Source organism: Ruminococcus sp. YRD2003, from assembly GCA_900109435.1.
Classification (GTDB): Bacteria; Bacillota; Clostridia; order Oscillospirales; family Ruminococcaceae; genus Ruminococcus; species Ruminococcus flavefaciens_G.
This window is the reverse complement of the sequence record FNZT01000007.1, coordinates 121,296-138,637: the sequence shown is the minus strand read 5'-3', so window position 1 is coordinate 138,637 and position 17,342 is coordinate 121,296. Positions and strand designations below refer to the sequence as shown.

The window sequence follows — 17,342 nt, the reverse complement described above, 5'->3', positions numbered from 1 at the left end:
GAAACTTTTTGAAACAAATTCATATTCCATTAACAAAGGGAGATTCGTCTCCCTTTGTGTTTTTTATGTCTACTGGCAAAGTATACAAATTTTTGAGCGATACATTATGGAAATACACGAAATTACGGAAAGCTATTTACTTTTTTAGGCGGATATAATATAATATGAATGATGGATCAGTGCAACAATATATCCGCGTAGGGATTGGATCTATCGCAGTTTTCATACGATATAACCGCAATACGTGCACTGGTGTTGCGTTATAAACATTTTTATATTTTTTATTTTATCAGGGAGGGTATAAAAAATGCACAAGAAATTTGCAAAGGCTCTCACAGGAAGCATTATGGCAGCAGCCATGGCAGCTACTTCCGTAGCTGGTGTTCTTGCTCCTATGAGCGCAAACGCAGGTCAGCTGCTTGGTGCGACCGACTTCGAGGACGGCGTTGGTCTTCCTTGGCACACCTGCGAAACTAACCCCGCAAAGCAGAAGTTCGACATCATCGACGGTACTTATGTTGTTACTATCAAGAACAACATGGGCGGTAACGGAAGATGGGATCTTCAGCTTCGTCACAGAGGTCTTCAGCTCGTAAGCGGTCATACCTACAAGGTACACGCTGAGATCACTCCTTCTGCTGACGGTGAGATCTACACAAAGATCGGTGACTACGGCGGAGAGAACGAGTACTGGAACGATTCCGGTAACGGTGACTGGCAGGTAAGCAAGGTTACCAAGGGCAAGACTTTTGTTATTGATACAGAGTTCGTTGCAGGCAGCGGTCCTAAGCCTCTTCAGGACGGACCTGCTGAGTGGGCGTTCCACTATGCTTGTCATGCAGGCACAGACGGCGCTGCTCTCTACGGCGGTTCCGATAAGGGTATGCCTAACGATTCTACACTTACATTCGACAATATGTCACTCGAGGACGTAACAGGCAGCGACGGTGACTTCGATAAGACAAATGAGTTCGGCGTTATCAGACCTCAGTCCAACGTTCGTCTCAATCAGGTAGGTTACTATCAGGGCCTCAGAAAGAGAGCTTCTTATACATCAGATGCTTCCGAGCCTCTTGAGTTCGACGTTTACGATTCGACGGGCACATCTGTATACAGCGGCACTTCCACTGTTATCAGCGGCGACTACGATTCAGGTACTCCCAAGACTATGGATGCTGTAACAGATGGCGGCGTTAAGACAACAAAGTACAAGGACAGCGGTGAGTACGTTCACATTCTTGATTTCACAAAGCTCCAGAAGGGCGGTACAGGCTACTATATCGTAGTTAAGGACGATGTAGGCGTATCAGGTACACAGTCTGGTATCCTCAAGAACGCTTACGATACCAAGATCTCAGGCGACAAGGTAATGTGGACAAACTGGAAGACAGGTAAGGAATATCAGATGAACAAGTCACACGAGTTCGCAATTTCTGATACTCTTTATGACGGACTCCTCCGTGACTCCATGTCTTACTTCTATCAGAACCGTTCAGGTGTCCCGATAGAGGGCGACTACATAAAGAACGGCGATGCTGCTTCTCTTGCTCATACAGAGTGCGGTCATAAGAAGGATAAGGCTTACGTTCAGCCTAAGTGGATAAAGGCTTACTCAGGTAAGTTCGACGGTGATGAGAAGTATGATATAACTGCTTCGGGCGGTTGGTACGACGCTGGTGACCACGGTAAGTACGTTGTTAACGGCGGTGTTTCCGTATGGACACTCCAGAATATGTACGAGATGTCCAAGCACATCGGCGAAGAGGGTAAGTGGGCTGACGGCAAGTCGATGCTCATTCCTCAGAAGTATGACGTAAACAGCGGAGAGATCAGCTTCGACGGTACAAGCTCTCCTGATGTCCTCGATGAGGCAAGAGTTGAGCTCGAGTGGTTCTTCAGAATGATGGTCGACTCCACGGATCCTTACTTCGGCAAGGACGAAGGCATGGTTTACCACAAGCTCCATGACCACAAGTGGACAGGTCTTGCTATCCACGCTTGGAAGTACGAGGGCTTCGAGGATATGACACGTATCGTTAAGCCGCCTACGTACGCAGCTACACTCAACATGGTTGCTTGTGCTGCACAGGCTGCTCGTCTCTGGGAAGGCATTGATGATGACTTCGCTAAGGAGTGTCTCAAGAATGCTAAGATCGGTCTCGCAGCTGTTGAGAAGAACAAGGACAAATGGTACGGCAAGAACGGTACATCCGAGCAGCAGGACGACGTTAAGGGCACAAACGCCAAGAAGGGCGACGTTTACTTCGCTCCTCTCGATCAGGCTATCGGCGGTGGTCCTTACGGCGATACATATGTAACAGATGACTACTACTGGGCACTCTGTGAGCTCTTCGCTACAACAGGCGATAAGGAGTACTACGACAAGCTCATGGATTACAAGAACGAAAATGACTCTACAGGCGCTGACAAGGCTCTGAGCGTTACTTCTAACCTCGGCGGCGGCGAGAACAAGGGTTCATTCAGCTCGTTCAACTGGGGTTGTACATCAGGTATGGGTACTCTGTCACTCTACCTCAACAGCGACAAGCTCAGCGATGCTGACGCTAAGACAGTTAAGGATTCTATCGTTAAGGCTGCTGATAACTACATCGAGCAGGAAGATAAATCAGGTATGGGTATCCCGTACGTTGGTTCTACCTTCACTGATGAGATCAATATCGGTCTTGATGACAACGGCAAGCCGATCGAAGTTTCTGGTTATGAGTGGGGTTCAAACTCATTCGTAGCTAACAACGCTATCGTTATGGCTTACGCTTACGATGCTACAAAGGTTCCGAAGTACCTCAGCGGTGCTACAACTGCTATGGACTACATCTTCGGACGTAACGGAAATGACTTCTCTTACGTATCAGGTTACGGTGACGTAACTCTCCAGTGGCCTCACCACAGACTCTGGGCTAACGGCGTTGATCCTTCATTCCCGAAGGCTCCTGCTGGTGTAATGTCCGGTGGTCCTGGTGCTGGTATGCAGGATCCTTACGTAGGCGGTCTGGGCTTCAAGAGAGGTACTCTCGCAAGCCAGAAGTGCTATGTTGACTCTGCTGAGGCATGGTCTGTAAACGAGATCACCATCAACTGGAATGCTCCTCTTGCATGGATCACATCCTACCTCGAGGACGTAGCTCCCGGCGTTGTTGATGACGGTTCTGACAATCCTACAGTATCCACAGGTGCAACAACAGCATCTACAACAAAGGCTAATACAACAACAACAGCTGGCGGCGGCGACGAAGACACCCTCTGGGGTGACGCTAACTGCGACGGCAAGGTAACTGTTGCTGATGCTACAGCTATCCTCCAGTCTATCGCTAACGGCGATAAGTTCGCACTCAAGGCTCAGGGCAAGATCAACGCTGATATCGTTGACAACGGTCAGGGCGTTACAGCTAAGGATGCGCTTGCAATCCAGATGATGGATGCTAAGCTCATTGATCAGAAGGACTTCCCTGTAGCTTCTTCCAAGATCGATTCACTTTCCAAGTAATCGTAAATAGTGAAAGGGCGCTCATAAGAGCGCCCTTTTTTGTGTGTCCGATAAAACAGCTTGACATTTGTTAATTCTTGTGCTAAAATAATAAATGTACCGAATTTCGTTCGTACAGCACAAATCAATGAATTTTTGGAGGGATGATATGGACGAACTGCATTTTCCGCCGTCAGTCATAGCTGGAGCACTTTTAGAGGGATTCCTTGCAGTATTGCTGCCGATCGTGCTGCTAATTATCTGGCTGATAAAGACAAAAGCGAAGCTTGTGCCGTTCTGGGTGGGCTGTCTGGTATTTCCCGTGTTCGCGCTCATGATAGAGGGCGGGTGCGCGTTTGTGATTACCTTCATCGACAAGAAAACGCTTGGACTTCTCAGTGAACCTCTGCCGCTTTACATCTTTTCGTCGGCTATGGCTGGAATTTTCGAGGAGACAGGACGCCTCGTCGGCATGAAGACCCTCATGCGCAAGTACAAGGACAAGCGCGACGCAGTCACCTACGGCATAGGTCACGGAGGCATCGAGAGCATCCTGCTCATTGGCGGAGCTGCTGCGCTGACGCTGTTCATCGCGCTTTTCACGAATGCAGGAATGCTTGAACTGTTTACCGCGAACTACAACGATGAGCTGAAAGAGACCTTTCTGACGAACGTCAGGACGATGACGGAGAATACGTTTTCGACGTATATGCTCGGATTTTTCGAGCGCATTTCCGCAATAATCCTGCACGTATCCTTGTCAGTGCTTGTTTTTGCGGGTGTCCGCATCAAGGGCAAGCTGTGGCTCTATCCGCTCGCGATATTCCTGCATTTCGCGGCAGACTGCACAGTCATCCTTCCGAAGGTGCTTGATACACCGCTGTGGCTGTTTGAGCTGATATTCTTCGCGATAAGTGTAGCACTTGCCGTTGCGGTGGCAATTTACTACAAGAGCCTGCCTCAGGTGCTCGGCGACGAGTCCGCACCTCAGCTATAACAGAAAAACAGGCATAACAAAAAGGGCGTTCGTTAAGAACGCCCTTAATTATTGCGATTATCTTAAATCAGACACCGTACTTAGCAGTAGCAACGGGAACTCCGGGACCCATTGTAGAAGTAACTGTGCAGCTCTTGAGGTAAGTACCCTTAGCAGCAGCAGGCTTAGCCTTTACGATAGCCTCCATGAGAGTAGTGAAGTTCTCGTCGAGCTTAGCAGCACCGAAGGAAGCTTTACCGATGGGGCAGTGGATGATGTTGGTCTTATCGAGACGATACTCGATCTTACCTGCCTTAGCCTCTGTAACAGCCTTAGCGACATCGGGAGTAACAGTACCTGCCTTCGGGTTAGGCATAAGTCCGCGGGGACCGAGCACCTTACCGAGACGACCTACAACGCCCATCATGTCGGGAGAAGCGATAACAACATCGAAGTCCATCCAGTTTTCCTTCATGATCTTGTCTACGAGATCCATACCGCCGACGAAGTCAGCGCCTGCTGCCTGAGCAGCCTCATACTTGTCCTCCTTGCAGAAAACGAGAGCGCGAACAGTCTTACCTGTACCGTTGGGAAGTACAACAGCGCCTCTAACCTGCTGGTCAGCGTGACGTGAGTCAACGCCGAGACGGATGTGAGCCTCAATAGTCTCGTCGAACTTAGCCTTAGCGTTCTGGCAAACGAGCTCGAGAGCCTCAGCGGACTCATAAAATTTTGCAGAATCAACAGCCTTTGCGCTGTCAACATATTTCTTGCCGTGTTTCATTATATTTCCTCCTATAAAAGTGGTAATATCGGGATTTTTACCCGATTAGCGGAATTTTCCTCCCACCATTGAGAAGTCGGAACAGGGGATAGCCCCTATCGTCATTCAAGTTAATAATTAGTCAACAACTACAACGCCCATTGAGCGAGCCGTACCGGCGATCATGCTCATAGCAGCTTCGAGAGAGCCTGCATTGAGGTCAGGCATCTTTGTCTCAGCTATCTGCTTGATCTGCTCCTTAGTGATGTTAGCGACCTTAGTCTTGTTCGGAACTCCCGAAGCCTTATCGATCTTGCAAGCCTTCTTGATGAGAACGGCAGCGGGGGGAGTCTTAGTGATGAAAGAGAATGAACGGTCAGCATAAACTGTGATAACAACAGGGATTATCATACCGATTTCGTTCTTGGTTCTCTCGTTGAATTCCTTAGTGAATGCCATGATGTTTACGCCGTGCTGACCAAGAGCAGGTCCAACAGGCGGTGCAGGAGTAGCCTTTCCTGCTGCGATCTGAAGCTTAATGTAGCCAACTACTTTCTGTGCCATTGAATTCGCACCTCCATAAATGTGGTAAATGGCGAGGCAAGCTTGATTTTACCTCTCCCACTGAAGCCGACGCGGCTTCTTTTTTGACCTAATTAGTCCTCTACCTTTATGACCTGACTGATAGGCAGTGTGGTAGGGGTTTCTCTGCCGAACATTGATACAAGAAGATCAACTGTCCGTTCTTCGATGTTGATACCCTGAACGATACCGATGAAGCCGTCCATAGCGGTTCCTGAGATCTGAACGCGGTCGCCCTCCTTGAAGTTGACTTCGACGGTAGAAACGTCGATGCCGAAGGTCTTCTTGACCTCTTCCTCGGAGAGGGGAGTAGGTTCTGACGCAGGGCCAACGAAGCCTGTGCAGCCTCTGGTATTTCTGACGACATACCATGTATCCTCGGTAACAACCATTTTGACCAGAACGTAACCTGGGAAGGTCTTACGCTCTATTTCCTTGCTTTTACCGTCGGTGATCTCGGTCACCTTCTCGGTAGGAACTCTGACCTCCTGGATAAGGTCATGAAGCTTACGGTTTTCGACAACCTTTTCAATATTCTGAGCTACCTTGTTTTCATAGCCCGAATAAGTGTGGATAACGTACCACTTAGCTGCTTCTGACATATCTATCCTCCTCAGAGCTGATCACTTGCCAAGCGTATAGATGAAGCTGAGCAAGTGGAGGAATCCGAAATCAAGCGCGCCGACGATGATAGCGGAGCCTGCAACAACAGCGAGAACAACTGCGGTGTTGTTGATGACAGTCTGCTTCGTGGGCCAGACGACTTTTTTGAATTCGATCCTCAGGTCCTTGAACCACTTAGCAACCTTGTTTGGTTCTTTCTTGGACTTCTTTTCCTTCTTATCCTTCTTTTCGGAAGCTGTATTTTCCTTGTCCTTAGCCATTAAAATACCCTCCGATCACTTTGTTTCCTTGTGAAGAGTGTGCTTGCGGCAGAATTTGCAGTGTTTCATCATTTCAATTCTGTCCGGATCGTTCTTCTTGTTCTTCTTGGAAACGTAATTACGCTGTTTGCACTCAGTGCAAGCCAATGTAATTTTCACTCTCATAACGGCACCTCCTGAAAAAATATTTCCTCCGCGAGCGGAGGTAGGTCGTTTGCCTCCCTCTGCGGGGCATAAAAAATAACCCCAAACGAGGTAAAATCATTATAACACATAAAAACGCACTTGTCAAGGGGTTTTTGCCATTTTTTTGCAGAATGCCGCAGACAGAGAAACATCCCGAGGTTGTACAGCCTCGGGATGTGATGTTCTGATGAGATATCGGATAAGACAGGGTCAAGGCTTATCCCATTCTGCCGCCGCCCAGCTTTTTATCTATCCTTGCGAGCTTATCCATCAGCTTCGCATTTTTCGCGGCTTCTCTGGCTTCTTCGAGGCTCGGGAATGTCCCGATGACTTCGCCCTTGCTGTCGTCCCACACCTCATAATCTTCGGTTTTGTTACCGGAGGTAGGATTAGTGATAAATCCGCCCGAAACGCCGTTTAACTTTTCAAGGTCGAGCTCTTCGTTTTCAGGGGGGTTATTGATGTTATCGGTCATAGAGACTCCTCCTTACTCCATTTTTTTGCCGCCTTTAAAGATCGCGGCGTTATCAGCGAGCCCCATTGCCTGATCTGCTGCCAAGCCTGAAGCCAAGCCTGAAGCCAAGCCTGAAGCCAAGCCTGAAGCCAAGCCTGAAGCCAAGCCTGAAGCCATGCCTAACTTCATGTCGCCCATCATCATCTTGTCGCCCATCATCAGTTTACTATCGGCTAAAGCGAGCTTGTTATAATTGAGACCGCCGCTCACATTTTCGAGCTGTTCAAGGTCGAGCTCTTCGTTTTCGATGTTCTTGTTGATGTTATCAGTCATAATAATACCTCCTTGAAATCAATTATATGATTTGTTTACGGCTCTGCAGGGATTATCGCCAGACGACCTCGCTTTCGGAAAGCGGTTTTCCGCAGTGATCTGCATAGCATATATAGTTCTTTTTGCCGCCTTGTGTAGGAATGAGTACTGCCACTGCATTTCCGCAGTATTTGCAGTATGCGGCTTTTGGTGGTGTTGGAGTTCCGCAGCCTCCCGAAACAAGCTCCAGAGCGTCTTGGGGGAGTTCGAGGTCATTATCGGCGATAAAGGCGCTGAGTTCTTCCTTTGTTTTGCACTGACGCGCCTTTCCCTGTAATTCGGGGTCTAAACCTCCGATGTATTTTTCGATGTCAGCTTTCATAGTATTTTCCTCCTTGATAAAACTTGATTTGTTACTCTTTGATTATCGCCATTCGACCTCGTTTGAATTCAGGTGTCTGCCGCAGCCGTTCCAACAAACATAAGGGGCGCTTTGCATACCCTTTTTGTGTGAGTCTTGACAAATTAAATCGTATACCGCAGTGCCGCAATATTTGCAGTATGGCTTTTTCGGTGTAGAGGTTCCGCAGCCGCCCGAAACAAGCTCCAGAGCGTCTTCGGGGAGTTCGAGGTCATTATCGGCGATAAAGGCGCTGAGCTCTTCCTTTGTTTTGCACTGACGCGCCTTTCCCTGTAATACGGGGTCTAAACCTCCGATATATTTTTCAATGTCAGCTTTCATAGTATTTTCCTCCTTATTAAAATAGTTGGATACAGATGTATCTCAGGGAAGAGTTTTCAGTTTTTTGTCTGTGCTTATACCTTGTTCCTGTGCATATTGGAGAGCATCTTCCAAAGGGCCATTTGGCGTTATTTCTTTATTATTGTTTCCGCCGACTATTACAAAATTGCCTCCGCTCACATTTTTGAGCTGATCGAGGTCGAGATTTTCATTGTCTGGAATTTTGTTGATGTTATCGGTCATAGCGGACAACCTCCTCATATCGTGATTATATACATATTATATCATCATTTCGAAAATGTTTTGTTGACTATTTGTGAACTGACTGTAAACTCCTCTCAGGTCCTTTCACACGTAATACCTTATAAAACCGCGGTAAGTTGCAGTGTATCCGCAACTTTGTAATGTCCTACAAAAGAGAGGCACAGTCTTTGAGCATATTGACACTGTTCTGCGCTTTCCCGCTTCGCAGCTTTAAAGGAACATATGTTCCACGTGGAACAATCCAAACCTGTGTAAAAAAACACTTTTTTACTCTTTTTTCAGTGATAAACACTGTTTTTGACAACTTCAAAAAAATATGATATAATAAGATTTATTGTATATTAAAGGTAGTGAAACTTATGATATATCTCGACAACGCCGCCACCACAAAACCCTGTCCCGAAGCTGTGCAGGCTGCACTGGAGGCTATGACCGATAATTTCGGCAATCCGTCGTCTTTGCACAGGGCGGGACTGAACGCTCAGCTCGCTGTGGACAGGGCGAGAAAGTCGGTTGCGGACTCGCTCGGAGCGCTTTCCGACAACATAATTTTTACCTCGGGTGCGACCGAGAGCAATAACCTCGCTCTGCGCGGAATTTCCGCTGCCTACGGCAAAAGACGCCGCAGGATAGTCGCCTCCGCTGTGGAGCACGCCTCAGTGGACGAGACCCTCTCAGACCTCGAAAACAAGGGATTTGAGGTGGTCAGGGTGTCACCGCGTGAGGACGGCAGATTCTATGCCGAGGATTTCATCTCCGCCTGCAATGAGGACACCGTACTGCTGACGATGATGTATGTAAACAACGAAACAGGCTATATACTGCCAGTTAAAGAGGTGTTTACCGCTGTAAAGCGCTGCTACAAGGATATCATCACCCATACCGACTGCGTTCAGGCGTATATGAAGCTCCCCGTGAAGGCTAATCAGCTCGGTGCCGACCTCATTTCCCTGAGCGGGCACAAGATACACGGAGTCAAAGGCGTGGGAGCGCTGTACATACGCAGAGGAGTGCGGCTAATCCCCGTAGTTACGGGCGGAAAACAGGAAAAGGGCATTCGCTCGGGCACAGAGAGCGTGCCGCTGATATGCGCGTTCGGTGCGGCAGTGGAGAAGCTCTCCCCGACGATAAGCGAGCGATTTGAGCGCGTATCTGCGCTGAAAACGCGCCTGACAGAGCTGCTCTCCGCGATAGAGGGCGTGGAGGTCAATTCGCCCGCGGACGGCTCGCCCTACGTGGTGAATATCTCCGCGGCAGGCAAGCGCTCGGAGATAATGCTCCACTACCTCGAAAGCCGTGAAATATACGTTTCAAGCGGTTCGGCGTGCTCGAAGGGGCAGCAGAGCGGCGTGCTCGGGCAGTTCGGCATCACGGGCAAGCGCGCGGATTCGGCGCTCCGTATCAGCATGACCGCCGAGACCACCGAAGCCGAAATAGAGGCGTTTGCGCAGGCTCTTGCGGAGGGGATAGCCTCAGTGCGCGGGTGATGAGCAATTCGGAATGATTGTAGGGGCGCCCTTTGGGCGTCCGTGGGTCAAGATGATGTGCGGACTGCCAAAGGCAGCCCCTACAAGGAGATTACCAGTCGCCGCATAGGAGGCGTTATCATGGATGAGATTGAGAGCAGAGAGGAAAAGGTCAAAAAGCCGCTGAAAATACTGCTGATAGTTTTCGGCTGTCTGTTTGGCGTAGGCGCGGTGATACTTGTTTTATTATGCTTGATCTGGAGAAATACCTTTCAAGGGTATCAAGTGGACAGCGTAAACGGGAACACTACCACTTGCTACAGAGCTGTCACCAATCATATAACGGACTACTATGCCAAGCAGGGCAAGGAAGTTCCCACGGACAAGGAGTACATAGTCAAGGCTACATGGGGCAGGGATGGTCTTGTAACCGAGCCGTGCGAGCTGCTGCCCGAGAGCGGCGAAAACCAGTATTTCAGCTCTACTGTCCGAGATACCCACTACCTCCTTATAAAGTACAAGGCGGGAGGCGGATATGAGGCGTGGCTCGCGGAGAAGCCCCTCACGGACGATATGCTCCGCCCGTATGAAAGGGGCGAACAGCAGGAGATGTTCGGTGTGCTGAAGGGTACAAAGGACGTTATCGGCTATATCTGCTCGGACAAGCCGACTGAATATTATCACTAATTATAATAGTATAGGAGAAAGCTATGAAAGAAATAGTACTTGTAAAATACGGCGAAATGGTGCTCAAGGGACTGAACAAGAAGTCCTTCGAGGATATGCTCACTAAGAATATCAAGCGCAGACTCAAGCGTCTCGGTCACTTTCAGATGACGAGTGCACAGTCCACGACCTATATCACGCCTCTCGACGACGACATCGACCTCGATGAGGTAGTCGAGCGCGTGGGCAAGGTCTTCGGTATCGCGGCTCTGTGCAGAGCGTGCGTCTGCGAGAAGGATTTTGCCGACATCACCGAAAAGGCGATAGACTACTGCGGCGGTGTGCTTGGCTCGGCTAAGACTTTCAAGGTCGCGGCGAAGCGCTCGGATAAGGCGTTCCCGATGAAGTCGCCCGAGATATGCGCGGAGCTCGGCGGAGTGCTGCTCGAAAAGTTCCCGAATCTCACGGTCGACGTAAAGGAGCCCGAGGTCACGGTGACGGTCGAGATACGTGATACGAATGCCTACGTTCACGCCGAGAATATCAAGGGCGCGGGCGGTCTCCCCGTCGGGAGCAGCGGAAAGGCTCTCCTGCTGCTGTCGGGAGGCATCGACAGCCCCGTTGCGGGCTGGATGATGGCGAAGCGAGGCGTTCATATCGCGGCGATACACTACGTAAGCCCGCCCTATACCTCCGACCGCGCGCAGCTGAAGGTCGAGCAGCTCTGCGAGAAGCTCACCGACTGGTGCGGCGGCATAGCGTTCTACTGCGTGCCGTTCACGGAGATACAGGAGGCTATCAAGGACAACTGTCCCGAGGAGTTCTTCACGATAATCATGCGCCGTCTGATGATGGAGATCGCCCAGAGAATAGCCGAAAAGGACAACTGCCTCGCCCTTATCACGGGCGAAAGCGTCGGACAGGTCGCCAGCCAGACTATGGCGGCTATCGGCTGTACGGACGCCGTCTGCCGCATACCCGTGCTGCGTCCGCTCGTGGGTATGGACAAGACCGAGATAATCGAGATATCGCGTAAAATAGACACGTTCGAGACTTCTACCCTCCCGTACGAGGACTGCTGTACCGTGTTCACTCCTCGTCACCCGAAGGTGAGACCGCGCCTTGAGGACATCGAAAAGGCACAGAACAGCTTCGATTTCGAGCCGCTGATACAGAAGGCGGTCGAGGGCACGGAGATGAAAACGTTCAATTATTCCAAGTGATGCAAAATTGCTTGTAGGGGCGAGTTCCGCTCGCCCGAAGGTATCTGTTCGCTTTGCAGGAGCTGCCTTTGGCAGTCCGTCGATAATATGCGGACGCCCAAAGGGCGCCCCTACATGGATAAATGTAGACAATACAATTGCTGGGTAGGAGAATATCCGCCCGCATTATTGGATACACGGTCACATATTTTAAGTTTTGCACAAATTCAACATATGTTTTTTGTGCATAATGGCGCGAATGTGAACTAAGTCGGAACAGTTCAAGGTGATACTGTGAAACTTTTTCCCCAGACCTTGACAAGGAACGGGGGATAGTGTAAAATTATATAGATAAGGGGACAGCTGCGCCATGTGGGTACAGCTGCCGCAAACCACACGCGGAGGCTGAAATCAACTTATGAGCGATAATTACTTGGATAAACTGAATGAAGAACAAGCCGCCGCCGAGGCTTTGAGAAAAGCCGAAAGGATAAAGGCTATCAGGGATTCACTGCACCGCGGTGAAGAACTGAGGGAGACAACTCCCGTACAGGCTCAGCCCGCTGAGACCGCTCCTCCCGCCGAGGAGGAGAGCTTCGCCGAGAAGTTCAGACGCGTGAGAGAGAGCAAGCTCGCTGCGCAGAACAAAGCGGCTGAGACTGCCGCAGAGGTGAGGGCTCCCGAAGCGGAGGATGCTCCGTCTGAGAAGGCTGACGCACCTGCGGAGACTGCTGCTGCGGAGATGCTTGCGGCTGTTGAGCCTCCCGTGAAGTATCCCTCGCATGAGAAGCTGCCCGAAGAGCAGACCGATGTTCAGGCGGCTCCGCCGAGAGCAGCGGTCAGCCCGCTGAGAAAGCCGCGCGAGGCGTGGGCGAATACTCCCCATACCGAGCCGCGTATGCACACCGACCCCAAAAAGAAAAAGAAAAAAAAGAAGAAGCCCAAGACCCTCGGTCAGAAGCTGCGCGGACTCTTCCCCGAAAAGGGAGACAAGCCGCTTGAGATAGTCAGAAAGTTTGTGTTCCTCGGCTCGCTCGTGGCGATAGTCGTGTGCGGATATATGGTCGGCGACTACTACCTCGACCTCTGGCGCAGCCGTATGGAGTACAGCAATATCGACGATATCTACCGTACATATACGCCGATAATCACTTCCGTCGAGGACGATAAGCCCGCTGACGACAAGTATTACGACCTCCTGCCCGGTGCCAAGAAGCTCCTTGACATCAACTCCGAGGTCATCGGCTATATGACTATACCTACCATTGACGGCGAGCCGATAGTGGCTCTGCCCGTTGTGCAGGCAAAAGACAACAGCAAGTATCTCAACCTCAACTTCAAGGGCGAAGAATCCCGCGCGGGCGCGCTTTTCCTTGACTGGCGCAATACCTTCGACCACGTCGAGGACCACCGCCTCGCCGAGAAAAGCTCCGACAACCTTATCGTCTACGGTCATAATATGGCTGACGAGAGTATGTTCGGCGCGCTGAAATACTACCGCCGCAATGAGAATTACTACGAGAACCACCCGATAATCGAGTTCAACTCCAACTACGAGCAGTATACCTATAAGATATTCTCCTTCTTCCTGCTCGATGCCGAGGACGACAGCGATACCGAGTATGACTGCTGGAATACCCTCAACTTCGATGACGAGGACGAGTTTTATGATTTCGTCGACGAGGCGAAGAGAAGGACGCTCCGCACCAATGACGTCGATGTGAAGTACGGTGACCAGATACTTACTGTCTCTACCTGCAATACCGATGTCATCGGCAATGACCGCGGTCGACTCATTCTTATGGCACGCCGCGTCCGTGTGGGAGAGGACTTATATGAGGGTACCAAAAACAGCAAGGCCAACGAAAATATCAAGTGGCCTAATGTGTATTATGAGTCGCACCCAAATGAAAAATACGACCCGAGCAAGTTTGTTTCGTACAAACAGAGCGGGAATGACAACAGCAAAGCAAATATCGAGGAATGATTCAATTGAAAAGCAATGCAAAGCTTATTGCTGCCTGCGGAGCACTTGTCGCTGCGGCAGGTCTTACGGCAGCTTCCCTTTTCGGATGCAGTGAAAAGGAGGAACACATCGTCGGCAAGGCAGAGCCCGTAACACAGGTATCTACCGAGTCAACTACACTCCCCGCGTATGACTACGTCCCGTCCGAGACAGGAATGACAGAAAGAGCCAAGATGCTCCTTAAAGAGAATAAGGACATCGTTGGCTGGATAAAGATAGACCAGACAAAGGTCGACTACCCCGTTGTTCGCGACCCCGGTGAGATACCCGAGGGCGTGCCCTATTACGGCGGAGAGGCGTATGAGGTGAACTCGTATTATCTCGAGCACGGCGTTGACCGTCAGCTCCACCGCGAGGGCGCTATGTTCATGGACTTCCGTGACGACTTCGGGAGCGACGAGGCTGAACAGTCCGAGAATATCGTTATCTACGGACACAATATGGCGAATAATACCATGCTCGGCTCGATAAGAAGATACCGTCAGGACTATGAGTTCTTCAATTCGGCGCCGTTTATCGAGCTCAGCTCGAATTACAGGGATTACGACTATGTCATCTGCTGCTGCGCCATTACCAGCGGCCACACCTATACCGACTTCGGCTACTGGGATATGGAGGAGCTCAACGATGAGGAGACCTTCAACGAGTATATGACCCTCGCAAGAGGGCGTCAGCTCTTTGATACGGGCGTCGATGTCAAGTTCGGCGACAAGCTCCTTACGCTGTCCACCTGCTACGCCGATGAGGACAACTCGCGATTCATCATCATTGCGAGACGTCTGCGCGAAGGCGAAAAGAGCGGCTCTCTCGACACTATCGAGAGGACAGAGGAGTACAAGAAGGCACACGCGCCTACTGAGCCCGCCACGGAGGAGACCACCGAGGCGGCTCAGTAAGCATTACATATCCGGCGGTGCGGCGCTGTTTGCGCGGTACTGCTGTAAAGACTTTGAAAGAGGTGATAGCAATGAAGACAGAAACACCTTTTAAGAGGACAGTCGCTGCCATTGCGGGAGCTGTGATAGCTTTCACGGGCTCCGGCTATACCGCAAGCGCTGCTGATACGGCAGCGACTACAACTGCAACTACTACTGCTTCGACCGCTTCGGGCACTGCTGAAAGCACTTCCGATACCGACACTGCTGCTGTGGAGACTACTTCTGCGGCGGAAGAGCAGGAGGAGCAGCAGATAGAGTGGTACAAGGCTACTCTCGACGACTACGACGACAGCCTTTCACTCATCAGCTATGAGGCTTCTCCCGAATCGGGAAGCTCAGGCACCAAGAAGAAAAGCAAGAAGGCTACTCCTGTCGAGCTCAATGTTACAGGAGGCTATGTCGGCGATATACCGTTCTTTGAGAGCGAGCCCGAGATAGAGTCGACCCCAGGCAAGTTCGCGATAGTTACTTACGGCTGGGGACACGGTGTTGGAATGAGCCAGAATGGTGCGAATTTCTACGCGACCTACTCCGACTGGACTTATCAGGATATCCTCTTCCATTACTACCCAGACACCTATCTGATGGACACCTGCGTGGACGAGGATGACGAGATAACCGTCAACGGAGTCAAGGGCGATGTGCTCTCTATGGTGTCGCAGATAGTGTTCAACGAGGTCGGCGGAAGCATGAGCTATGAGGCTATCAAGGCTCAGGCAGTCGCTGTGTATACCTATTGTATGTACCATAACGGCGACGGAGCAGACCTCCGCTGCAAGCCGCACCCGCCGCAGGTCGTTGTCGATGCGGTAAGTGACGTGCTCGGGCAGGCTCTCTTCTATAACGATGACTATGCGCTCACCATGTTCTCGGCTTCGAGCGGCGGCATCACTGCCAACTGCTACGAGGTGTTCTGGGCTGACCTGCCGTATCTGAGGTCGGTTTCCAGCGACTATGACGCCTGCTATGACCCGCACTACGGTACGGTTACATATGTGGACGACTTCCAGCTCAGGAATATGATAGAGAAGGCGTATAACATCAAGCTCTCGGATGAGCCCGCAAGCTGGATACAGCCTGAGTATTCCGATGAGACAGGCTATGTCACCTATGTCAATATCGACGACCAGCTCACTGTAAAGGGCTATGAGTTCAAACTCGCGCTAAACCTGAAGTCGTCGAAGTTCAACGTGTTCTACACTCCCAGACCCGAGGGCGAGGCTATTCCGCACGGTTCCTCCGAGATAGAGGTAGTTGATGCGGATTACCGCTATACACCTGGTGTCGTTTATCCGAATAACCAACCGACCAATATCGGCGACCCGAAGGAGCCCGAGGAAACTACTGAGGAGACCACCGATACTACCGAGGAGACGACCGAGGAGACAAGCGAGAGCGCGTCAGAGCCGACGTCGGAGACTGAAACATCAGAAGGACCCACCGAGACAGCGAGCGAGGCTCCTGTCAGCGGGACTACAGATATTCCACAGGATACAGTTACCGTTTCATCAACATTGCAATAAAGCTACGATACTATATTAAGTAAGTCTTTGAGCAGCGGAAGTTCTCCGTCTGCTCAGAGACTTATTGCAGTTTTATGAGGAGTGAGAGCGGTGGGGGTGTAAGTTCCCAAAAAAATACCCGCTTTTTACCCATTGTGGGGGAAAGGGGTAAAAAATTTAAAAACATATGTTCGCATTTAAACCGCATATGATTAATATTTGAACAAAATAGATAAAAAACCGAAACCTTTGTTGATATATTTGTTGCACCTTTTTGGGCTTTCTGCTATTGAAATGAGCAAGCATTTCATTTATAATAGAAGAAAGGGGTGAGAAGAGGCATTCAGGTGCAAATTTGACCCACATTGAGGTGAAACGTTCCACCGTGAAGCAGGGAAGGTGAGGTGAAGGTCATGCGTCAGCCATTATGCGGCACGTTCAATCCCAGTATTGATTCAAAAGGACGTATGAGCTTCCCGAGCAAGCTCCGCGATATCCTCGGAGGAGAGTTCTATCTCTGCCTGAGTCATGACAAGCGCTACATTGCCGCTTTTTCCATTGAAGATTTTGACGAATATGCCAGAAAACTCTTCGAGCTTGGCACTGCTGCCGAGCCGCTGAGAAGAGAAGTCCTTGCCGGAGCCGAAAAGCAGACTCCCGATGCTCAGGGAAGAATATTTATATCCCAGAAGCTGAGAGAGAAAGCAGGTATCACGGGTGACGTGACGGTCATCGGCAACTATAACAAGGCTGAGATTTGGGCGAGCGACAGGCTCGAGGCTGCACAGACCGAAGTCAATGATGCAGAAATGAAGGCTCTCCTCGCTACGATCGCGCTCTGATAATTTTTATGCTTGTGCGGTCGGTCTGTTAGGGGACATATCCCGCAAAGCAT

19 protein-coding genes are annotated in these 17,342 nt (G+C 50.4%); 9 read left to right on the top strand and 10 right to left on the bottom strand.

The window, feature by feature from the left end; translation table 11 throughout:
* Positions 1 to 307: 307 nt before the first annotated feature.
* Positions 308 to 3,505 carry a glycoside hydrolase family 9 protein gene (locus BMX22_RS06855; protein WP_074741741.1) on the top strand — a complete coding sequence of 1,066 codons (3,198 nt, stop codon included), beginning with the start codon at positions 308 to 310 and terminating at the stop codon, positions 3,503 to 3,505.
* Between the two features lie 148 nt (positions 3,506 to 3,653).
* Positions 3,654 to 4,481 carry a YhfC family intramembrane metalloprotease gene (locus BMX22_RS06850; protein ID WP_074741740.1) on the top strand — a complete coding sequence of 276 codons (828 nt, stop codon included), beginning with the start codon at positions 3,654 to 3,656 and terminating at the stop codon, positions 4,479 to 4,481.
* Positions 4,482 to 4,548: 67 nt separating this feature from the next.
* Here BMX22_RS06850 and rplA read toward each other — a convergent pair whose 3' ends face one another.
* The 10 genes from rplA to BMX22_RS06800 all read right to left on the bottom strand — a co-directional run bounded on the left by rplA (position 4,549) and on the right by BMX22_RS06800 (position 8,626).
* Complete coding sequence (gene rplA, locus BMX22_RS06845; protein WP_074741739.1) at positions 4,549 to 5,244, bottom strand: 50S ribosomal protein L1; 696 nt, start codon at positions 5,242 to 5,244, stop codon at positions 4,549 to 4,551.
* Positions 5,245 to 5,361: 117 nt separating this feature from the next.
* Positions 5,362 to 5,787: a 50S ribosomal protein L11 gene (gene rplK, locus BMX22_RS06840; protein ID WP_074741738.1), complete on the bottom strand. Its 426-nt coding sequence runs from the start codon at positions 5,785 to 5,787 to the stop codon at positions 5,362 to 5,364.
* A gap of 92 nt (positions 5,788 to 5,879) precedes the next feature.
* On the bottom strand, positions 5,880 to 6,407 hold the full coding sequence (nusG, locus tag BMX22_RS06835; RefSeq protein WP_074741737.1) for a transcription termination/antitermination protein NusG: 528 nt from the start codon (positions 6,405 to 6,407) through the stop codon (positions 5,880 to 5,882).
* Between the two features lie 21 nt (positions 6,408 to 6,428).
* The gene (gene secE, locus BMX22_RS06830) at positions 6,429 to 6,689 is read right to left on the bottom strand and encodes a preprotein translocase subunit SecE (RefSeq protein WP_074741736.1); all 261 of its coding nucleotides are present in this window, start codon (positions 6,687 to 6,689) and stop codon (positions 6,429 to 6,431) included.
* A gap of 15 nt (positions 6,690 to 6,704) precedes the next feature.
* Positions 6,705 to 6,854: a 50S ribosomal protein L33 gene (gene rpmG / locus BMX22_RS06825; protein WP_031562231.1), complete on the bottom strand. Its 150-nt coding sequence runs from the start codon at positions 6,852 to 6,854 to the stop codon at positions 6,705 to 6,707.
* Positions 6,855 to 7,092: 238 nt separating this feature from the next.
* Positions 7,093 to 7,350 (bottom strand): hypothetical protein, encoded by a 258-nt coding sequence (locus tag BMX22_RS06820; protein WP_074741735.1) that lies wholly within the window; start codon positions 7,348 to 7,350, stop codon positions 7,093 to 7,095.
* 12 nt (positions 7,351 to 7,362) lie between these two features.
* Positions 7,363 to 7,662, bottom strand: a complete 300-nt coding sequence (locus BMX22_RS06815) for a hypothetical protein (protein WP_074741734.1) — start codon at positions 7,660 to 7,662, stop codon at positions 7,363 to 7,365.
* 52 nt (positions 7,663 to 7,714) lie between these two features.
* Positions 7,715 to 8,023, bottom strand: coding sequence for a hypothetical protein (locus tag BMX22_RS06810; protein ID WP_074741733.1), 309 nt, complete (start codon positions 8,021 to 8,023; stop codon positions 7,715 to 7,717).
* A gap of 42 nt (positions 8,024 to 8,065) precedes the next feature.
* A complete protein-coding gene (locus BMX22_RS06805; protein WP_074741732.1) occupies positions 8,066 to 8,383 on the bottom strand; it encodes a hypothetical protein in 318 nt (105 codons plus the stop codon).
* Between the two features lie 42 nt (positions 8,384 to 8,425).
* Positions 8,426 to 8,626, bottom strand: a complete 201-nt coding sequence (locus BMX22_RS06800; protein WP_074741731.1) for a hypothetical protein — start codon at positions 8,624 to 8,626, stop codon at positions 8,426 to 8,428.
* A 380-nt stretch (positions 8,627 to 9,006) separates the two neighbouring features.
* On the opposite strand from BMX22_RS06800, the gene BMX22_RS06795 reads away from it, so the two are divergent.
* From BMX22_RS06795 to BMX22_RS06765, 7 genes are all read left to right on the top strand, one after another.
* Complete coding sequence (locus BMX22_RS06795; protein ID WP_074741730.1) at positions 9,007 to 10,134, top strand: cysteine desulfurase family protein; 1,128 nt, start codon at positions 9,007 to 9,009, stop codon at positions 10,132 to 10,134.
* Between the two features lie 120 nt (positions 10,135 to 10,254).
* Positions 10,255 to 10,800 carry a hypothetical protein gene (locus BMX22_RS06790; RefSeq protein ID WP_074741729.1) on the top strand — a complete coding sequence of 182 codons (546 nt, stop codon included), beginning with the start codon at positions 10,255 to 10,257 and terminating at the stop codon, positions 10,798 to 10,800.
* A 23-nt stretch (positions 10,801 to 10,823) separates the two neighbouring features.
* A complete protein-coding gene (gene thiI / locus BMX22_RS06785) occupies positions 10,824 to 12,002 on the top strand; it encodes a tRNA uracil 4-sulfurtransferase ThiI (RefSeq protein ID WP_074741728.1) in 1,179 nt (392 codons plus the stop codon).
* A gap of 397 nt (positions 12,003 to 12,399) precedes the next feature.
* Positions 12,400 to 13,968 carry a class B sortase gene (gene srtB, locus BMX22_RS06780; protein ID WP_074741727.1) on the top strand — a complete coding sequence of 523 codons (1,569 nt, stop codon included), beginning with the start codon at positions 12,400 to 12,402 and terminating at the stop codon, positions 13,966 to 13,968.
* A gap of 5 nt (positions 13,969 to 13,973) precedes the next feature.
* Complete coding sequence (locus BMX22_RS06775) at positions 13,974 to 14,903, top strand: class B sortase (RefSeq protein ID WP_074741726.1); 930 nt, start codon at positions 13,974 to 13,976, stop codon at positions 14,901 to 14,903.
* Between the two features lie 71 nt (positions 14,904 to 14,974).
* Entirely contained in the window at positions 14,975 to 16,468 is a 1,494-nt protein-coding gene (locus tag BMX22_RS06770) for a SpoIID/LytB domain-containing protein (protein WP_074741725.1), read from the top strand.
* 392 nt (positions 16,469 to 16,860) lie between these two features.
* Positions 16,861 to 17,289, top strand: a complete 429-nt coding sequence (locus BMX22_RS06765) for a division/cell wall cluster transcriptional repressor MraZ (protein WP_074741724.1) — start codon at positions 16,861 to 16,863, stop codon at positions 17,287 to 17,289.
* The last annotated feature ends 53 nt before the right edge of the window (positions 17,290 to 17,342 follow it).